Below are 15,652 nucleotides of genomic sequence, written 5' to 3' on the forward strand. Positions count from 1 at the left end.
CACGCGGGCCGTGCCCGGCCAGTCGGCGCCCCCGTGACGTACCCGTGCTGCTGAGCTCTGAGGCGGCACACCAGGTGGTGCTCTGGCTCGGCAGCGCTCTGCCACCGTCAGGTCACCCAGGCCGCACGGGCCGTAGCAGCCGATGCGGTCCGGCTCGATCGAACATACGATGGTCGGGAGCGTGCTCGGGCAGCTCGTCGTGCTGGCCGTCGGAAGCGCGTAGGGCGGAGGAGTATGGCACAGGCCACCGACGCAACGCGGACCGTCATCCTGACAGTGGACGACGACCCGGGAGTCTCCCGCGCCATCGCCCGCGACCTGCGGCGCCACTACGGCGGCGGCTACCGGATCGTACGCGCCGAGTCCGGCGAATCCGCGCTGGAGGCGCTGCGCGAGTTGAAGCTGCGCGGCGACCTGGTGGCCGTGATCCTCGCCGACTACCGGATGCCGCAGATGAACGGCATCGAGTTCCTCGAACAGGCCCTCGGTGTGTACCCGGGGGCGCGGCGCGTGCTGCTGACCGCCTACGCCGACACCGACGCTGCCATCGACGCGATCAACGTCGTCGACCTCGACCACTATCTCCTCAAGCCTTGGGACCCGCCCGAGGAGAAGCTCTACCCGGTCCTGGACGATCTCCTCACGGCCTGGCGGTCCAGCGACTACCGGCCGGTACCCACCACCAAGGTGGTCGGGCACCGCTGGTCCGCCCCCTCCTCGCGGGCGCGCGAATTCCTCGCCCGCAACCAGGTGCCGTACCGCTGGTACTCCTCCGACGAACCGGAGGGACAGAGGCTTCTGGCGGCGGCCGGGGCCGACGGCCGACGGCTCCCCCTGGTTATCACGTCGGACGGTACCGCGTTGATCGAGCCGGAGCCGACCGAACTGGCCGCCCACGTGGGGCTCGCGACCACGCCGACCGCCGCGTTCTACGACCTCGTCATCATCGGCGGCGGCCCGGCCGGACTCGGCTCGGCGGTGTACGGGGCCTCCGAGGGACTGCGGACCGTACTGGTCGAGCGGTCGGCGACCGGCGGACAGGCCGGCCAGAGTTCCCGCATCGAGAACTACCTCGGCTTCCCGGACGGCGTGTCCGGTGCGCAGCTGACCGATCGTGCCCGCCGCCAGGCGAGCCGCTTCGGTGCCGAGATCCTCACCGCTCGCGAGGTCACGGGGCTGGAGGTGAACGGTTCGGCGCGCGTCGTACGCTTCTCCGACGGCTCAGCGGTCGCCGCGCACAGCGTCATCCTGGCGACGGGCGTGTCGTACCGGCAGCTGGGGGCGCCGGGATGCGACGAGCTGACCGGCTGCGGGGTGTACTACGGCTCGTCACTCACCGAGGCGTCGTCCTGTGAGGGCCAGGACGTGTTCGTCGTCGGCGGCGCGAATTCCGCCGGGCAGGCGGCGGTGTTCCTGGCTCGGGGCGCGAAGTCGGTGACCATGCTGGTGCGCGGGGAGTCCCTGACAGCGTCGATGTCGTACTACCTGATCCAGCAGGTCGACGAGGCCCCGAACATCACCGTGCGGCTCCGGACCGTCGTCAAGGAGGCGCACGGCGAGGAGCACCTGGAACGGCTGATTTTGCGGGATACCGTGACCGGCGCCACCGAAGTCGTCGATGCCCAGTGGATGTTCGTCTTCATCGGTGCCGCCCCGCTGACCGACTGGCTCGGCGGGACTGTGCTGCGCGACGAGAACGGCTTCATCCTCGCCGGACCGGATTTGACGCCGGACGGGCGCCCCCCTGCCGAATGGGCACTGGACCGGCCGCCCTACTACCTGGAGACCAGCATCCCGGGTGTGTTCGTGGCGGGCGACGCGCGCGCCCGGTCCGCGAAGCGCGTCGCGTCCGCCGTGGGAGAGGGAGCCATGGCCGTGATGCTCGTCCACCGCTTCCTGGAGCAGTCATGAGCGCACAGGTCATGGCCTGCGACCCGCACGAGATCGGCTCGCTGTTCCTCTTCGAGAAGCTCTCCCCGGAGCAGCTCGGACGGCTGTGCTCCGAGGGACGGATGGAACGGTTCGAACCCGGCCCGGTGTACACCGAGGGCGACCCGGCGCCCTGCTTCTACGTGATGGTCGAGGGAACCGTCGTACTGTCCCGCCGGGTCGGCGGCGACGATGTGGAGGTCAGCCGGACCTCGCAGCGCGGCGTGTACGCGGGGGCCATGCAGGCATATCTGGGCGACCAGGTCCCGCAGACGTACATCAACTCCATGCGGGTGACCGAACCCACCCGGTTCTTCGTACTGCCCGCACAGTCGTTCGCAGACGTCATGAGGGAATGGTTCCCGATGCCGACGCACCTGCTGGAGGGGCTCTTCTTCGGCTCCAAGAACACCCAGCGGGCCATTGGCCAGCGGGAACACCTGCTGGCGCTCGGAACGTTGTCCGCCGGACTCACCCACGAGCTCAACAATCCGGCCGCGGCCGCCGTCCGCGCCACCGCGGCACTGCGTGAGCGGGTCGGCAGGATGCGGAACAAACTGGCGGTCATCGCCCAGGGCCGCTACTCCCGAGTGGCCCTCGCCGAGCTCATCGAGATCCAGGAACGCACCGCCGAACGCGTCGCCAAGGCACCAATGCTGACCCCTCTGGAGGTGTCCGACCGGGAGGACGAGCTCGCCGGCTGGCTGGAGGATCACGGCATCCCGGAGGGCTGGCGGATCGCGCCGGCCTTCGTCCAAGCCGGGCTGGACACTGATTGGCTGGACCAGGTCGCGGCGACGGTGGGCGAAGGAATCCTGCCGGGGGCGATCGGCTGGCTCAACTACACGGTCGAGACCGAGCTGCTGATGGACGAGATCGACGACTCCACCACCCGCATCTCCCGCCTGGTGGACGCGGCCAAGCAGTACGCGCAGCTCGACCGCGCCCCTCACCAGGACGTCGACGTCCACCCACTCCTCGACAGCACGCTGCTGATGCTGTCCGGCAAGATCGGCCCTCGGGTGAGGGTGGTCAAGGACTACGACCGCTCCCTCCCCGAAATACCCGCCTATCCGGCGGAACTCAACCAAGTGTGGACCAACCTCATCGACAACGCGGTGGCCGCCATCGGCAGCACGGGCCACGACGGCACCCTGACGGTCCGCACGGCCAGGGAGGGCGACCGACTGCTCGTGGAGTTCCGCGACACCGGCCCCGGCGTCCCCGAGGACATCCGCAGCCGCATCTTCGACCCCTTCTTCACCACCAAGTCCGTCGGGGAGGGCACCGGCCTCGGCCTCGACATCTGCTGGCGGATCGTCGTCAACAAACACCACGGCAGCCTCCAGGTCGAGTCCGTACCGGGCGACACGCGATTCCAGGTGCTGCTGCCGCTGACCGCCCCCGAGACCGAAACCACAACCACCGAGGAGTCCGTATGACCGACATCGACGGCATCGCGGCGAACGTCCCGCCCAGCACTACCGGCTGCGCGGACTGCGACGCAGTGGGGGGCTGGTGGTTCCACCTCCGGCGCTGCGCGCGGTGCGGCCACATCGGCTGCTGCGACTCGTCACCGGCGCAGCACGCCACCGCCCACTGGGAGTCCTCTGGGCACCCCGTGGTGCAGAGCTTCGAGCCGGGTGAGGAGTGGTACTGGAACTACGCCACCGACGTCCTGTACGAGTCCGGACCCGAACTGGCCCCGCCGACCAGCCACCCGGCCGCCCAGCCGACCCCGGGACCGGCCGACCGTGTCCCGCAGAACTGGCCGGACCTGCTGCATCCCTGAGAACCAGCGGCAGGATGACCAAGATAGGCATATATACGCCCATCTACGTTCCCGTGTCGATCTCGTGCTGCTTCACCCAGTTTCGCAGCGTCTCGCGGGACCCGATGCCGAGCTTCTCGGTCACTGCCTGCAAAGCGGCAGTCTCGTTCGCGTAGTCGTCGCGCACCTCGGCGACCATGTGCACCGCACGGCGGCGGAGCTCAAGGGGGCAACGGGAAGGTCGTGCCATGACTCGATCCTTTCATGAAATCGAGTCTCCATTCGAGCCGGGGCGGTTCAGCTGAGCCATGGTGGTGCGCGGCTCGACTCCCGGTCGATCGCCTTTGTTCCTGGCTGCCGTCCAGACCGTCAGAGTGACGGTGGTCGCGGACGCCCTTGAGAGGGTGCTGCGTAGGCTGGTGCCGTTGTCCCGGCGGTGTCCGGGAGAGTGGGTGAAGCCCTCCCGCAGTCGTATGACGATGCATCAGGAAAGTCAGCAAGTGGTCAGCATGAGTCCTGAAAAACCTGGGGAATACTGTCCGAACACGCGACTCGTTGTAGGGTGTCAGAACAGCCCTTGACCTGCAAAAACGCAGGCAGGGAGCCTAGTTGTGGGAGTGCCTCGATGTTGCGTACTATGTTCAAGTCCAAGATCCACCGTGCCACGGTGACCCAGGCCGACCTGCACTACGTCGGTTCCGTCACCATCGACACCGAGCTGATGGAAGCGGCGGATCTGCTGCCCGGCGAGCTGGTGCACATCGTCGACATCGACAACGGCGCCCGTCTGAAGACGTACGTCATCGAGGGCGAGCGCGGCTCCGGTGTCATCGGCATCAACGGCGCCGCCGCCCACCTCGTCCACCCCGGTGACCTGGTCATCCTGATCAGTTACGCCCAGGTCGACGACGCCGAGGCACGCGGCCTGGTCCCGCGCATCGTGCACGTCGACGCCGGCAACCGTATCGTCGCGCTCGGGGCCGATGCCTCCGCGCCCGTGCCCGGCACCGGCACCGAACGGAGCCCGCACGCCGTTCCCGCGGCGCGCTGACCCGGTCCGACCAGCGAGGGAGCACCCGTCATGGCAGAACGGACCGAGCGGATCGAACCCGACATCCGTGACGACCGTGTGAGCGGCAATCTGCTCGCGTACGAGAACGGCAAGGCGGTCGGGGTCGTCGCGTACTTCGTGATGGACGGTGACCCCGCCGCGCTCGTCGCCGTGCACACCGTCGTCGAACCCGGCCACGAGGGCAGGGGCATCGCCGGTGCCCTCGTCCAGGAGTTCTACGCCATGGCGGGACGCGAGGGTGTCCCCGTCGTTCCGCTCTGCCCGTACGCCGCGAAGTGGGCGACGCGCCACCCCGACCGGGCTCCCGAGGTGCCGGCCGCACTGGTGGAACAGGCGAAGACGCAGCTCAAGTCGCACCCCGAGCTGTACTGACCCACGTCGGCCGGGGACTGTACCGTTTGGCGATGACACTCGCCCTGCTGCACACCTCCCCGGCCCACGTACCGGTCTTCGACGCGCTCCGGGACGCCGACCATCCGGGGCTCGCCCTGCGCCATCTCGTGCACGAGGACCTGCTCGCCAAGGCCAGGGAAGCGGGCCCCGAAGCGGTGTCGGGCGAGATCAGGGACCTGCTAGCGGGCGCCGTCGGGGACGGTGCCCGCGCCGTTCTCTGCACCTGCTCGACGATCGGCGCCGTCGCCGAGTCGCAGTCGGCGACGCTCGGTGTTCCCGTGCTGCGCGTCGACCGCCCGATGGCGGCCGCCGCCGCGGCACAGGACCGCGTGGTCGTTCTCGCGTCGATCACCAACACTCTGGCGCCGACTCTCGCGCTGCTCGCCGACGAGGCGGGGGACCGGCCCGTCGACGTACGGACCGTCGTGGTGGACGGCGCCTGGGCGCGCTTCGAGGCCGGTGACCGCGACGGCTATCTGGACCTCGTCGCGACCGCGGCCGACGCGGTCACGGACAGCGATGTGATCGTGCTGGCGCAGGCGTCCATGGCCGACGCGGTCACCCGTACGGTCACCCGCATCCCGGTGCTCTCCAGCCCCCGGCCGGGTCTCGCCGCCGCGGCTGTCGCCGCGCGCTGACCTCGGCACGGCTCCCGGAATCCGGGCGATCGTCCGGAACCCGCGCGTATGGACTCACCAGGCGCGGGCAGCCGCTCCGGGAGACGGTGGAAGGAGATCCACCCCGAACCGTTCGGAGGCCTTCGATGACGAATCCGTACCCCGACCCGGTGCCGCCGGCGCCCACCCCCGGGCCGATGCCCGGACCGCCGTCGCCGCTGCCGGAACCGCCGCCTCCGCCGCCCGGCCCCGTTCCGCCCGGCCCGTCGCCGGATCCGATCCCGCAGCCGCCTCCCCCGCGTCCCGACCCGGTGCCGGAACCGCGGCCGTCACCCCGGCGGGCCGGATGACCGGTGTTCCCGGGGGTGTGCCTCAGGCCCCTGCCAGGACGGCGTTCGCCCGCGCTGTGACCTCGATGAGCACGCGACCCGCCGCTTCCAGGTCCTCGGCCGGCAGGTCCGCGTACAGCCGGGTCGTGAGGTCGGCGACATCGGCCCCGTTCGCCTGCAGACGGTCCCGGCCCGCAGCCGTGAGGCCGATCCGGGGAACGGTGCCGTCGACCTCCGCCAGCAGTTCTGCGGCGGTCAGTTCGGCCAGGGTCGCCTCGACGACGGCCGCGTCGGTCTTCAGCGCGGCGGTCATGCGGTCGACGAGCCGGCCGCGCTCGATCGCCCCGCCGTTGCCCGCGACGGCGTTCAGCGCCAGCGACTGATGAAACGTGGTTCCGGTGGCCGCGAGCAGTCGTTCGAGGACGGCGCGCGTGGCGTAGTGGGCCCGGCCTATGATCTGGCCGTTGACGGTCGGTGTGGCAGACATGGCTACTCCTTGGTCGGTTGATCGGGTGCCTTGGGTTTCTGCGATTCCTTCGGTGGAGCGGGGGTTCCGGGGATCGGTACGTCGAGAAGCGCCGTCACCGTGCGTACGAACGCCTCGGTGTCCGCACCGTCCAGGCCGCCCAGCGGAGCCAACTGCTGTTCCAGGAGCTCCCGCACGACGTCGACCGCGCGAAGAGCGACCGTGCGCCCCTCCTCCGTGAGCGAGAGCTGGACCGCCCTGGTGTCGTCCGGGTCGGTCGTACGCTCCACGAGGCCTGCGCTCTCCAGGGCGCGGGCCAGCTTCGACACGTACAGCGGCTCCAGTCCGGTGTGATCCGCCAGCCTGCGCTGGCTCGGCCGCAGCCCCGACTGCTGCATCCCGAGCAGCGATCCCAGCAGTGAGTACTGCGCGTGTGTCAGACCGAGCGGCCCGACCGCCCGGTCGACGGCGACCCGCCATTTCATCGACAGGCGCCATACCAGGAAGCCGGGGGTCGGTCCCTCGGATGCGTTGCTCATGGAAGATAGATTACATAGCTACTATGTACGTGGCTACTAAATCACGGAGTGTGCAGAACGAATCGTGGAGTGTGTGGAACAAACAGCTTGCCGCAGTGGCCGGCCGACGTTGAGGATCGCGCCATGACCGCATTCACCGCCCCCGATGGCACCCGACTCGCCTATCGGGTGGTGGGCGAGGGGAGCCGCTGCTGTGTCTGCCCCGTCGACCGATTCCCGGCGGGCCGGGATCAGGCGGTGGGCGGACGGACCGGGGGCGGTCCCAGTGTGGTGGTGCCGGGGGAGGCCCGGTGGCCGAGCCCGGTCCGGTAGGCGTCCATGGCCGCCTCGGTCCGGCCCGTGCGCCGCAGCAGATCGCCCAGCAGCCGGCTGATGTCCGCGAGATCGCCGGCGGCGCCCGCCCGTTCCAGCAGGGCCAGCGCGGTGACGTAGTGCTCCTCGGCGGACTCCGGATCGCCCTGGTCCTCGTGGATCAGGCCGAGCAGCCGGTGCGCGCCGCCCGCATGGACCGAGCCCCGGTCCGGGTGCAGTTCGCCGAGGAGCCTGTGCAACAGCTCCCTGGCCTGGTCGGCCTTGCCGCGCCGACGCAGCACATCGGCGAGCTCCACCTCGACCTGGGCCGTGTACAGGGCGGCCCGCTTCGATGCCAGCATGTCGCGGGCTGCGCGCAGTTCGGTCTCGGCGCCGGACAGATCGCCGTCCTGCGCGTGTACGTAGCCGCGCATCCAGTGGCAGTGCGCCAGCTCCGTACGGATCTGGAGCTGCTGGTAGATCTCGGCCGCCTTGGCGAGTGAGGCGTCCGCCTCCGCGGTACGGCCCGCCGCGATGAGCGTACGGGCGACGCTGCGGTGCAGTCCGGCGACCAGTTCCGGATCGGACACCTGCGGTGCCAGGGCCAGCGCCAGCTCGCCCGCCTGGGCGGCGCGGGCGTGGGCGCCCATGTCCATGTACGGGGCGATGGCAGCCGTGTACAGCAGCAGAAGCGCGCCGGGATCCTGGAGGCCCGAGGTGTTGAGCTCGTCGATGGCGCTCTCCAGCAGGTAGCAGGCGTAACGGAGTTCGCCGGCCAGCAGGTGGGCGACCGCCCTGCCCCGGACGGCCGGGGCGCGCCGGGGGAGCGGAGCGTCGGCGAGGAGTTGCTCCGCGGCCTCGAAGTGCTCGCGGGCCGTGGGCAGATCGCCCGTCTCCAGCGCGCAGTGGCCGAGGCCGAGCGTGGCCGTGGCGCGTTCGTCGTCGAGCCTGTGCCGGCCGGCCTCGGCGAGCAGCCGGGTGTAGGTGGCGGCGGCGTCCTCGGCGGCACCGGTGGCCAGTGTCCGCTGGGCCTCGACGAGTTTCAGCCGCAGAGCGGTCGCGAGGTGGGCGGGGCGTCCGGTGGCCAGTTCCTCGTACGTGACGCCGAGCCGGCCCGCGAGGTGGCGTACGGCCGCCTCCGACGGGCGTACCCGGCCCGCCTCCAGCGTGGAGATGTAGGCGGGGGTGTAGGCGGGTTCCGCCAGCTGTCGTTGCGTCAGACCGCGTTTGGTGCGCAGCTGTTGGACGCGGCGGCCGACGCCGCCGGGATCCTCGTCCGGCCCCGCGTCCCGTCCCGCTGTGCGCCTCGCGTCCATCGCGCCGCCCTTCTGCTTCGCCCCGCCTCGAAATGCGGTCCATGCATCGTAAATGCCCGGATACGAACCTCAACCACCACGTTTCCGGGCCTTGTTCGGCGGTCCGCGCACCTCTAGGTTAAGCATCGCATTAACTCGACTTAACTCATGAGTTACGTGATGGTCGTGCCCTGGGATTTCCCGGCGAAGTCCTCCCCGGACCTGAAGGAGTTGTCCATGCGCATACGCCTCCGCACGCGCCGAACGGCAGGAGTCACGGCGGGGCTCGCTCTCGTCGGCCTCCTGGCGGCGACCGCTGCCACCGCACCGGCGTCGGCCGCCCCCACCGGCTCCGACGGCGGCCGTCGCATCGCGGCCGAGTACTTCCCCGATCCCGGCGGCTCGGGCAGGACCGTCGAGGTCCCGGTCGCCGCCGCCGTCCGGAAGGGCGCAGCCGCCGCCCCGCTGAGCGCGGCCCAGGCCGCCGTCGACGGCACGGTGGGCGAACAGGCGGTGACCGGCCCGTCCGACGACCGCCTGGACGTCGTGATCATCGGAGACGGCTACACGGCAGGCCAGCAGGCCGACTTCCACGCGGACGCCACCGCCAAGTGGGCCGACATCACCGCTCTGGAGCCCTACAAGAGCTACCAGGGCCTGTTCAACGTGTGGACCGTCGACGCGGTCTCCAACGAGTCCGGCATCAGCGGCGATCCCGGCGCGGACACCGTCAAGGACACCGCGCTCGGCAGCTACTTCTGGTGCTCCGACATCGAGCGGCTGATCTGCGCCGACATCGACAAGGTGGCCGCGTACGCCGCCAAGGCCCCGGCCGCCGACCTCGTGGTCGTCATCGCCAACTCCACCAAGTACGGGGGCGCGGGCTACTCCGGACTCCAGGCCGAGGGCCGGCCCTTCAACGGAGTCTCCACCCTCTCATCCGACCACCCTTCGTCCAGCCTGATCGCCGCCCATGAGATAGGGCACTCGGTGGGCCTGCTGGACGACGAGTACACCTACGCCGAGTACGGGACCTGGACCGGCGGCGAGCCGGGCGGGATCAACTCCACCACCTACACACCCGCGCAGCTCACCGAGAAGCGGGCCAAGTGGTACCGCTGGCTCGGCCGGACCGATCCGGCGGGCGGCACGGTCGGTGCGTACGAGGGCAGCGCCTACTACCCGCTCGGGCTCTACCGTCCCACCGAGTCATCGATCATGCGGGTGCTGAGCAACACCGAGTTCAACCTGCCGGGGCGCGAGGCGATGATCGCCGGGTTCTACCGCGCGGGCAACGCACTGAGCAGCGCCGTCGACACCGGCACCGCCGTCGGGCCGGGCCGGCGCATCGCCGTGAGCCTGGCGGACCTCGATGCCGCCGGTACCGGGACCCGCACTCATCGGCCGGGCGCTGCCACCGGCCTCGCCAGGACGGATCTGCGCTGGTACGTGGACGGCGTCGAGAGGGTCTTTGCCCGGGGACGTACCTCCGTCACCCCCGCATCGCTCGGAGTCCGTGCGGACGGTCGTGGGCACAAGGTGACCGCCGAGGCCGTCGACCGTACGGACGCCATCCGTGACCCCGCCGTCCGCGCACTGGCCACCGACACCCTGACATGGAACGTCAGGGCGACCGGGCACCGGCGGTAGGGCCCCGAACGCCTCAGGCGATGATCGGGACCACGGCCTCGGGCGTCAGCATCCGGAAGGTGAAGGCCTGATGGAAGTAGAGCCGGATGCTGGTCGCGTCGTGGTCCTGATAGCCGATGGAGAGGTCCTGGCCGAGGCACAGCTCGAAGTCGCCGCCACGGGTGGACAGCAGCGCACCGCCCCTGACGGCGGGCGCCCACAGGATCTGGTCGTCGAGCAGCCGGGCCAGATGGGTGGCCACCGGGTATCCGTGGTCGGAGGTCTCGGTGGCCTCGGTGAAGGCGTCGGCGCCGAGCAGCAGCCGGTACGGTCCGTCGACGCCGGCCAGCCGCAGCTGGGTGAGTGCCTGGCTGACGGTGGTCGGGTAGTCGCGGGCATCCGCGGGCAGTGTCAGCGGCGAGTGCGAGGAGCCGTCCCGTAGCCCGGTGATCCCGGCCGAGGCGTACCCGTCGATGATCGCCATGTCCTCCGCGAACGCACAGGTGCGGGCGGCGTCCTTGACGGGTTGCCAGTCGCTGTCGTCCGAGCCGCGCTCGACGTCGTCCACGGCCGACCGGGTCACCGTGAACGGCACCCGCCACTCGATGACCGGCACCGATGTGCGGGCGCGGGCGATGACGTCCGGGGCGGGCGGATCGATGTCGCGCAGATGACCGTCGCCGATGGCCGCCAGTCCGGGGCCTTCCGGGTCGGTGACATCGACGACCCGGCGGCCCGCCACATGGCGGCTGAAGGTGCGCCGGGCCTCTTCTTCGATCTGGTCCCAGGCGGCTTCCGTGACAGGGGCGAGTTCGCGGTGGAGATTGTTCATCACTGGGCGCTTTCTTGCAGGCTGCCGATGTGCAGCGAACCGTCGGCCGGACGGGCCGGGGCCGCGGCCGTCACCGGCGCGGACGCGGGCTCCGGCAGGGCGTCGGTCCCGGCCGATGAGGGCGAGGGCGGCGGGGCGTCGAGGAAGTCGGCGCTGGGGGCGTAGAAGAGCGTGCCGGTGACCGCGGTCGAGAAGTCGAGAATGCGGTCGTGCGTGGCGGGCGGACTGCCGAGGAACATGTTGCGGAGCATCTGCTCGGTCACCTCCGGATCGGCGGCGTAACCGATGAAGTACGTGCCGAATTCGCCCTGTCCGAAGCTGCCGAACGGCATGTTGGCGCGCAGGATGTCGCGCTCCGTGCCGTCCGGGTCGGTGATCGTGTTGAGGGCGATGTGCGAGTCGGCGGGCTTGACGTCGTCGGCGAACTCGATGTCGTCGAGCTTGGTGCGGCCGATGACCCGCTCCTGCTCCCCGGTGCTCAGCGCGTTCCAGGATGCGAGGTCGTGCAGATACTTCTGGACGATGACGTAACTGCCGCCCGCGAACGGGGGATCCTCGGCACCGACCAGGGCCGCCGACCGCGCGTCCGCCCCCACGGGGTTCTCCGTGCCGTCGACGAATCCGAGCAGATCCCGGTGGTCGAAGTAACGGAACCCCTGCGTCTCGTCGACGACCGTCACCGCACTGCCGAGCCGGTCGAGCAGGCGGGTCGCCCATGCGAAACACACGTCCATCCGCTCGGCCCGGATGTGGAACAGCAGATCCCCCGGGGTGGCGGGAGCGTGGTGCCGGGCGCCGTGCAATTCCTGGAACGGGTGGAGCCGGGCGGGCCGCGGCCCGGCGAACAGCCGGTCCCAGGCCCCGGAACCGAAGCCGGTCACACAGACCAGGCCGGTCTCGGGGTACCGGAATCCGATGGAGCGGGCGAAGGCCGCCAGATCCGGCAGCACCTCGCGTACGGCGGGCTCGCAGCCGGGCTCGATCGTGGCGACCAGGATCAGTGCGGCGCTGGTCAGCGGCGCGACGACAGGCTGGACCGCGGTCGGCTCCGGGGAGGTGTCCGGCCCGGCTGCGTCGGGTTCCGGGGTGGCGTCGGGCATGCGTGGGCTCCCTGGGGCGGCAATGGCGGGCTGCGGCGACAGGCTCGCGGCGGGGCAACAAGAAGGGGCTTGCTGCTACTTACGCACAGACAGGACGCTGCCGCACCCCGGGTCATCCGGCCGGGCGACTACGACGGCGGTACCGCGCCCGGCCCGCCGAGGACGGGCGAGCGCACCGGCCTCCCCGTGTCAGCCCGCGACGACCTCCGTACGGTCGCCGCCCCAGAGGGTGTGGAAGGAGCCCTCGCGGTCGGTGCGGCGGTAGGTGTGCGCGCCGAAGAAGTCGCGCTGGCCCTGGGTGAGCGCCGCGGGCAGCCGGTCGGCGCGCAGGCCGTCGTAGTACGCGAGCGCGGCGGCGAATCCCGGTGTCGGCACTCCCTGCCGCACCGCCTCGGCGACCACTGCCCGCCAGTCGTCCTGAGCCGCGCCGATCTCCTCGGCGAACTGCTGGTCGGACAGCAGGCTCGGCAGGTCCGGACGGGCGTCGTAGGCGGCCCGGATCCGGTCCAGGAACGCGGCCCGGATGATGCATCCGGCCCGCCAGATCGACGCCACCGCGCCGAGGTCGATGTTCCAGTCGTACGCCTCGCTGCCCGCCCGGATCTGGTGGAATCCCTGCGTGTACGAGACGATCTTGGACGCGTACAGCGCCTGCTCCACCCGGTCGGCGAAGGCCGCGGCGGCCTCCTCGTCGAGCGGGGACGCCGACGGGCCCGGCAGGTCCCGCGCGGCCTCGCGCAGATCCGCGTGCCCGGACAGCGAACGGGCGAAGACGGCCTCCGCGATACCCGAGACGGGCACCCCCAGATCCAGCGCGATCTGCACCGTCCAGCGGCCCGTGCCCTTCTGCTCGGCCCGGTCCTGCACGATGTCGACGAAGGGTTTCCCGGTGGCCGCGTCGGTGTGGGCGAGGACCTCCGCCGTGATCTCGATCAGATACGAGTCGAGGCGGCCGGTGTTCCAGCTGCGGAACGTCTCGGCGATCTTCGCGGGGGAGTAGCCCGCCACGGCACGCAACAGGTCGTACGCCTCCGCGATCAGCTGCATGTCCGCGTACTCGATGCCGTTGTGGACCATCTTCACGAAGTGCCCGGCCCCGTCGGGACCGATATGCGTGGTGCACGGGGTGCCGTCCTTCGCCTTGGCGGCGATCTTCTCCAGCAGCGGCCCCAGTGATTCGTACGACTCGGCCGACCCGCCCGGCATGATGCTCGGCCCGTTCAGCGCGCCTTCCTCGCCGCCCGAGATGCCGACGCCGACGAAGTGGATCCCGCACCCGCGCAGGTCCTTCTCCCGCCGACGGGTGTCCTCGAAGTGCGCGTTGCCGCCGTCGATGATGACATCGCCCTCTTCGAGGAGTGGGGCGAACTCCTGGATCACGGCATCGGTGGGATCACCCGCCTTCACCATGATGACGAGTCTGCGCGGACGTTCCAGCGCCGCGACGAACTCCTCCGGAGTGTGCGCGGGGACGAAGGAGCCCTCGTCGCCGAACTCCTCGACCAGGGCGTCCGTCCTGGCGGTGGTCCGGTTGTGCACCGCGACCGTGAATCCGTTGCGGGCGAAGTTGCGCGCGAGGTTGCGGCCCATGACCGCGAGCCCTGTGACGCCGATCTGTGCAGTGCCGCTCATCTGTGTGCTCTGCAATCTGTTTCGGGGATGCCTGGATCTTCAGCAATGCCGGGATCTTCAGTATGGATACGGGGTGCGGGAACGGCCTGTTCGGCATCGCCCGGATGGACTCGCCTGTGTATATTAGGAAAATGCCTAGGGTGCCTAGGCATGCTTCGACGGAGGTGGCGGATGGTTCGCGCGGGTCTCACGACCGAACGCGTGGTGGCGGCGGCGGCCGATCTGGCCGACTCCATCGGCTTCGACAAGGTCACGATCTCCGCGCTGGCCCGCGGCTTCGGGGTCAAGGACGCCAGCCTGTATTCGCACGTCAGGAATCTGCACGACCTGCGGACCCGGGTCGCGCTGCTGGCCGCCGGGGAGTTCATCGACCGGATCGGCGCCGCCGTGACGGGCCGGGCCGGGAGGGACGCCCTGGTCGCGTTCGCCGATGCCTACCGGGCCTTCGCGCTGGAGCGGCCCGGACGGTACGAGGCGACGCAGATGCGGGTCGACCCCGACATCGTCGCCCAGTCGTCCGCGTACCACCGCACCATCGAGACCACGGGCGCGATGCTGCGGGCCTACGGCCTGGCCGAGCCCGATCTCACGGACGCGGTGCGGCTGCTGCGCAGCACCTTCCACGGCTACTGCGCCCTGGAGGCGAGCGGAGGCTTCGGCGCGCCCCGCGACGTGCAGACGTCCTGGGAGCGGTCCGTCGAGGCCCTGCACTTCCTGTTGGAGCACTGGCCGTCCGCGACGGGCGAGAGGGAGACCGGTCATGGCTGACCGCACGGTGCCGGAGCGCACCGGACATCTGAAGGTGCCCGGGGCGACGCTGTACTACGAGGTGCGCGGCCAAGGCCCGCTGCTGCTGATGTTGCCGGGCGGGAGCGCCGACGCGGGGCTCTACGACCGGATGGCGGAGCGGCTGGCCGACAGCTGGACCGTCGCGGCCTTCGACCCGCGCGGTTACTCGCGCAGCCTGCTCGACGGCGCGGCGGCGGACCAGCAGGTGGCGGTGCAGAGCGAGGACGCCCACCGGCTGATCGAGCTGCTGTCGCCGGACGGCGGACCGGTGGCCGTCTTCGGCTCCAGTTCGAGCGCGATCGTCGCCCTGGACCTGCTCGCCCGCCACCCCGAGCGGTTGCACCGAGTGGTCGCGCACGAACCGCCGTTGGTGGCGCTGATGCCCGATCCGGACCGGGGGCGGAAGCTCTTCGCCGCGGTGCGCGAATCCTTCCGCCGGGACGGGGTGGCCGCGGCACTGGCCACGATGACCGAGGGCCTGACGGACCCGGATGCGGGGCCGCCGGCCGGGGGCGGGCGCCGGGCGGCGCCCGAACCGTCCGTGCGGGAGGCCGAGGCGTTCCGGCGGATGCGGGCCAACCTTCCGGTGTTCCTGGAGCATGTGCTGTGTTCGTTCAGCGGCCACGTACCGGACCTGGCGGCCCTGCGTCGCGGCGCGGAGCAACTGGTCATCGGTGTCGGACGGGACTCCCGCACCCTGCTCACGGCGATTCCGGGCGCCCGGCTGGCGGACGAAGTGGGCGGCAGGCTCGTGGAGTTCCCGGGTGGGCACACCGGTTGCGCCGAGGACCCCGAAGCGTTCGCCGAGCGGCTGCGGGCGGTGCTGCTCGGCCGGACACTCCGGGGGGCACAGGGGTGACCCCGGAGGGAGGTCGATGACTCTCGTCCCGTAAACATCCCCTATGGCACCTTTGGATCTGGGTTTTGTGGCGCTCGGCGCGGGCGCGGCGGTCCGGACGAAAACGGCG

Annotated in this window: 16 protein-coding genes; 9 read left to right on the top strand and 7 right to left on the bottom strand. The window is 70.7% G+C overall.

The genetic code is table 11. The features are described 5' to 3' along the window. The first annotated feature begins 234 nt into the window (after positions 1-234). From OG611_RS36095 to OG611_RS36105, 3 genes are read left to right on the top strand one after another with little or no spacing between them, the layout of a single operon-like run. Positions 235-1,911, top strand: coding sequence for an FAD-dependent oxidoreductase (locus tag OG611_RS36095; protein ID WP_266430052.1), 1,677 nt, complete (start codon positions 235-237; stop codon positions 1,909-1,911). Beyond that, entirely contained in the window at positions 1,908-3,371 is a 1,464-nt protein-coding gene (locus OG611_RS36100; RefSeq protein WP_266430054.1) for an ATP-binding protein, read from the top strand. Before OG611_RS36095 ends, OG611_RS36100 begins: the two co-directional genes overlap by 4 nt. Beyond that, a complete protein-coding gene (locus OG611_RS36105; RefSeq protein ID WP_266430056.1) occupies positions 3,368-3,721 on the top strand; it encodes a UBP-type zinc finger domain-containing protein in 354 nt (117 codons plus the stop codon). The genes OG611_RS36100 and OG611_RS36105 overlap by 4 nt, the downstream gene beginning before the upstream one ends. A gap of 43 nt (positions 3,722-3,764) precedes the next feature. Here OG611_RS36105 and OG611_RS36110 read toward each other — a convergent pair whose 3' ends face one another. Further along, positions 3,765-3,950, bottom strand: a complete 186-nt coding sequence (locus OG611_RS36110; protein ID WP_266430058.1) for a hypothetical protein — start codon at positions 3,948-3,950, stop codon at positions 3,765-3,767. A 375-nt stretch (positions 3,951-4,325) separates the two neighbouring features. On the opposite strand from OG611_RS36110, the gene panD reads away from it, so the two are divergent. Genes panD through OG611_RS36125 form a run of 3 tightly spaced genes read left to right on the top strand, consistent with a single transcriptional unit; the run spans position 4,326 to position 5,803 of the window. Further along, positions 4,326-4,751 carry an aspartate 1-decarboxylase gene (gene panD, locus OG611_RS36115; protein WP_266430061.1) on the top strand — a complete coding sequence of 142 codons (426 nt, stop codon included), beginning with the start codon at positions 4,326-4,328 and terminating at the stop codon, positions 4,749-4,751. 30 nt (positions 4,752-4,781) lie between these two features. Beyond that, the gene (locus OG611_RS36120; protein WP_266430063.1) at positions 4,782-5,144 is read left to right on the top strand and encodes a GNAT family N-acetyltransferase; all 363 of its coding nucleotides are present in this window, start codon (positions 4,782-4,784) and stop codon (positions 5,142-5,144) included. A gap of 32 nt (positions 5,145-5,176) precedes the next feature. Continuing rightward, positions 5,177-5,803 carry an arylsulfatase gene (locus OG611_RS36125; protein ID WP_266430065.1) on the top strand — a complete coding sequence of 209 codons (627 nt, stop codon included), beginning with the start codon at positions 5,177-5,179 and terminating at the stop codon, positions 5,801-5,803. A gap of 351 nt (positions 5,804-6,154) precedes the next feature. Here OG611_RS36125 and OG611_RS36130 read toward each other — a convergent pair whose 3' ends face one another. From OG611_RS36130 to OG611_RS36140, 3 genes are all read right to left on the bottom strand, one after another. After that, a complete protein-coding gene (locus tag OG611_RS36130) occupies positions 6,155-6,598 on the bottom strand; it encodes a hypothetical protein (RefSeq protein WP_266430068.1) in 444 nt (147 codons plus the stop codon). A 2-nt stretch (positions 6,599-6,600) separates the two neighbouring features. Next, positions 6,601-7,116, bottom strand: a complete 516-nt coding sequence (locus OG611_RS36135) for a MarR family winged helix-turn-helix transcriptional regulator (RefSeq protein ID WP_266430071.1) — start codon at positions 7,114-7,116, stop codon at positions 6,601-6,603. A 230-nt stretch (positions 7,117-7,346) separates the two neighbouring features. Then, complete coding sequence (locus OG611_RS36140) at positions 7,347-8,723, bottom strand: tetratricopeptide repeat protein (RefSeq protein WP_266430074.1); 1,377 nt, start codon at positions 8,721-8,723, stop codon at positions 7,347-7,349. Positions 8,724-8,870: 147 nt separating this feature from the next. Between OG611_RS36140 and OG611_RS36145 the strand changes: the two genes are divergently transcribed. Then, positions 8,871-10,352 carry a M64 family metallopeptidase gene (locus tag OG611_RS36145; protein ID WP_266430077.1) on the top strand — a complete coding sequence of 494 codons (1,482 nt, stop codon included), beginning with the start codon at positions 8,871-8,873 and terminating at the stop codon, positions 10,350-10,352. 13 nt (positions 10,353-10,365) lie between these two features. On the opposite strand, the gene OG611_RS36150 is transcribed toward OG611_RS36145, so the two are convergent. The 3 genes from OG611_RS36150 to gndA form a co-directional block, all read right to left on the bottom strand. After that, positions 10,366-11,163, bottom strand: a complete 798-nt coding sequence (locus OG611_RS36150; RefSeq protein WP_266430080.1) for a family 1 encapsulin nanocompartment shell protein — start codon at positions 11,161-11,163, stop codon at positions 10,366-10,368. Further along, entirely contained in the window at positions 11,163-12,263 is a 1,101-nt protein-coding gene (locus tag OG611_RS36155; RefSeq protein WP_266430082.1) for a Dyp-type peroxidase, read from the bottom strand. Before OG611_RS36155 ends, OG611_RS36150 begins: the two co-directional genes overlap by 1 nt. A 189-nt stretch (positions 12,264-12,452) precedes the next feature. Beyond that, a complete protein-coding gene (gndA, locus tag OG611_RS36160; RefSeq protein ID WP_266430085.1) occupies positions 12,453-13,895 on the bottom strand; it encodes an NADP-dependent phosphogluconate dehydrogenase in 1,443 nt (480 codons plus the stop codon). A 171-nt stretch (positions 13,896-14,066) separates the two neighbouring features. Between gndA and OG611_RS36165 the strand changes: the two genes are divergently transcribed. Together OG611_RS36165 and OG611_RS36170 are read left to right on the top strand one after the other, a co-directional pair. Continuing rightward, the gene (locus tag OG611_RS36165; protein WP_266430088.1) at positions 14,067-14,663 is read left to right on the top strand and encodes a TetR-like C-terminal domain-containing protein; all 597 of its coding nucleotides are present in this window, start codon (positions 14,067-14,069) and stop codon (positions 14,661-14,663) included. Beyond that, entirely contained in the window at positions 14,656-15,543 is an 888-nt protein-coding gene (locus tag OG611_RS36170; protein WP_266430091.1) for an alpha/beta fold hydrolase, read from the top strand. The genes OG611_RS36165 and OG611_RS36170 overlap by 8 nt, the downstream gene beginning before the upstream one ends. The last annotated feature ends 109 nt before the right edge of the window (positions 15,544-15,652 follow it).

Source organism: Streptomyces sp. NBC_01363, assembly GCF_026340595.1.
Lineage (GTDB): Bacteria > Actinomycetota > Actinomycetes > Streptomycetales > Streptomycetaceae > Streptomyces.

Coding starts and splice junctions, on each gene's coding strand:
- OG611_RS36095 (WP_266430052.1), top strand. CDS start 235: ATGGCACAGGCCACCGACGCAACGCGGACCGTCATCCTGACAGTGGAC.
- OG611_RS36100 (WP_266430054.1), top strand. CDS start 1,908: ATGAGCGCACAGGTCATGGCCTGCGACCCGCACGAGATCGGCTCGCTG.
- OG611_RS36105 (WP_266430056.1), top strand. CDS start 3,368: ATGACCGACATCGACGGCATCGCGGCGAACGTCCCGCCCAGCACTACC.
- OG611_RS36110 (WP_266430058.1), bottom strand. CDS start 3,950: ATGGCACGACCTTCCCGTTGCCCCCTTGAGCTCCGCCGCCGTGCGGTG.
- panD (WP_266430061.1), top strand. CDS start 4,326: ATGTTGCGTACTATGTTCAAGTCCAAGATCCACCGTGCCACGGTGACC.
- OG611_RS36120 (WP_266430063.1), top strand. CDS start 4,782: ATGGCAGAACGGACCGAGCGGATCGAACCCGACATCCGTGACGACCGT.
- OG611_RS36125 (WP_266430065.1), top strand. CDS start 5,177: ATGACACTCGCCCTGCTGCACACCTCCCCGGCCCACGTACCGGTCTTC.
- OG611_RS36130 (WP_266430068.1), bottom strand. CDS start 6,598: ATGTCTGCCACACCGACCGTCAACGGCCAGATCATAGGCCGGGCCCAC.
- OG611_RS36135 (WP_266430071.1), bottom strand. CDS start 7,116: ATGAGCAACGCATCCGAGGGACCGACCCCCGGCTTCCTGGTATGGCGC.
- OG611_RS36140 (WP_266430074.1), bottom strand. CDS start 8,723: ATGGACGCGAGGCGCACAGCGGGACGGGACGCGGGGCCGGACGAGGAT.
- OG611_RS36145 (WP_266430077.1), top strand. CDS start 8,871: ATGAGTTACGTGATGGTCGTGCCCTGGGATTTCCCGGCGAAGTCCTCC.
- OG611_RS36150 (WP_266430080.1), bottom strand. CDS start 11,163: ATGAACAATCTCCACCGCGAACTCGCCCCTGTCACGGAAGCCGCCTGG.
- OG611_RS36155 (WP_266430082.1), bottom strand. CDS start 12,263: ATGCCCGACGCCACCCCGGAACCCGACGCAGCCGGGCCGGACACCTCC.
- gndA (WP_266430085.1), bottom strand. CDS start 13,895: ATGAGCGGCACTGCACAGATCGGCGTCACAGGGCTCGCGGTCATGGGC.
- OG611_RS36165 (WP_266430088.1), top strand. CDS start 14,067: ATGGTTCGCGCGGGTCTCACGACCGAACGCGTGGTGGCGGCGGCGGCC.
- OG611_RS36170 (WP_266430091.1), top strand. CDS start 14,656: ATGGCTGACCGCACGGTGCCGGAGCGCACCGGACATCTGAAGGTGCCC.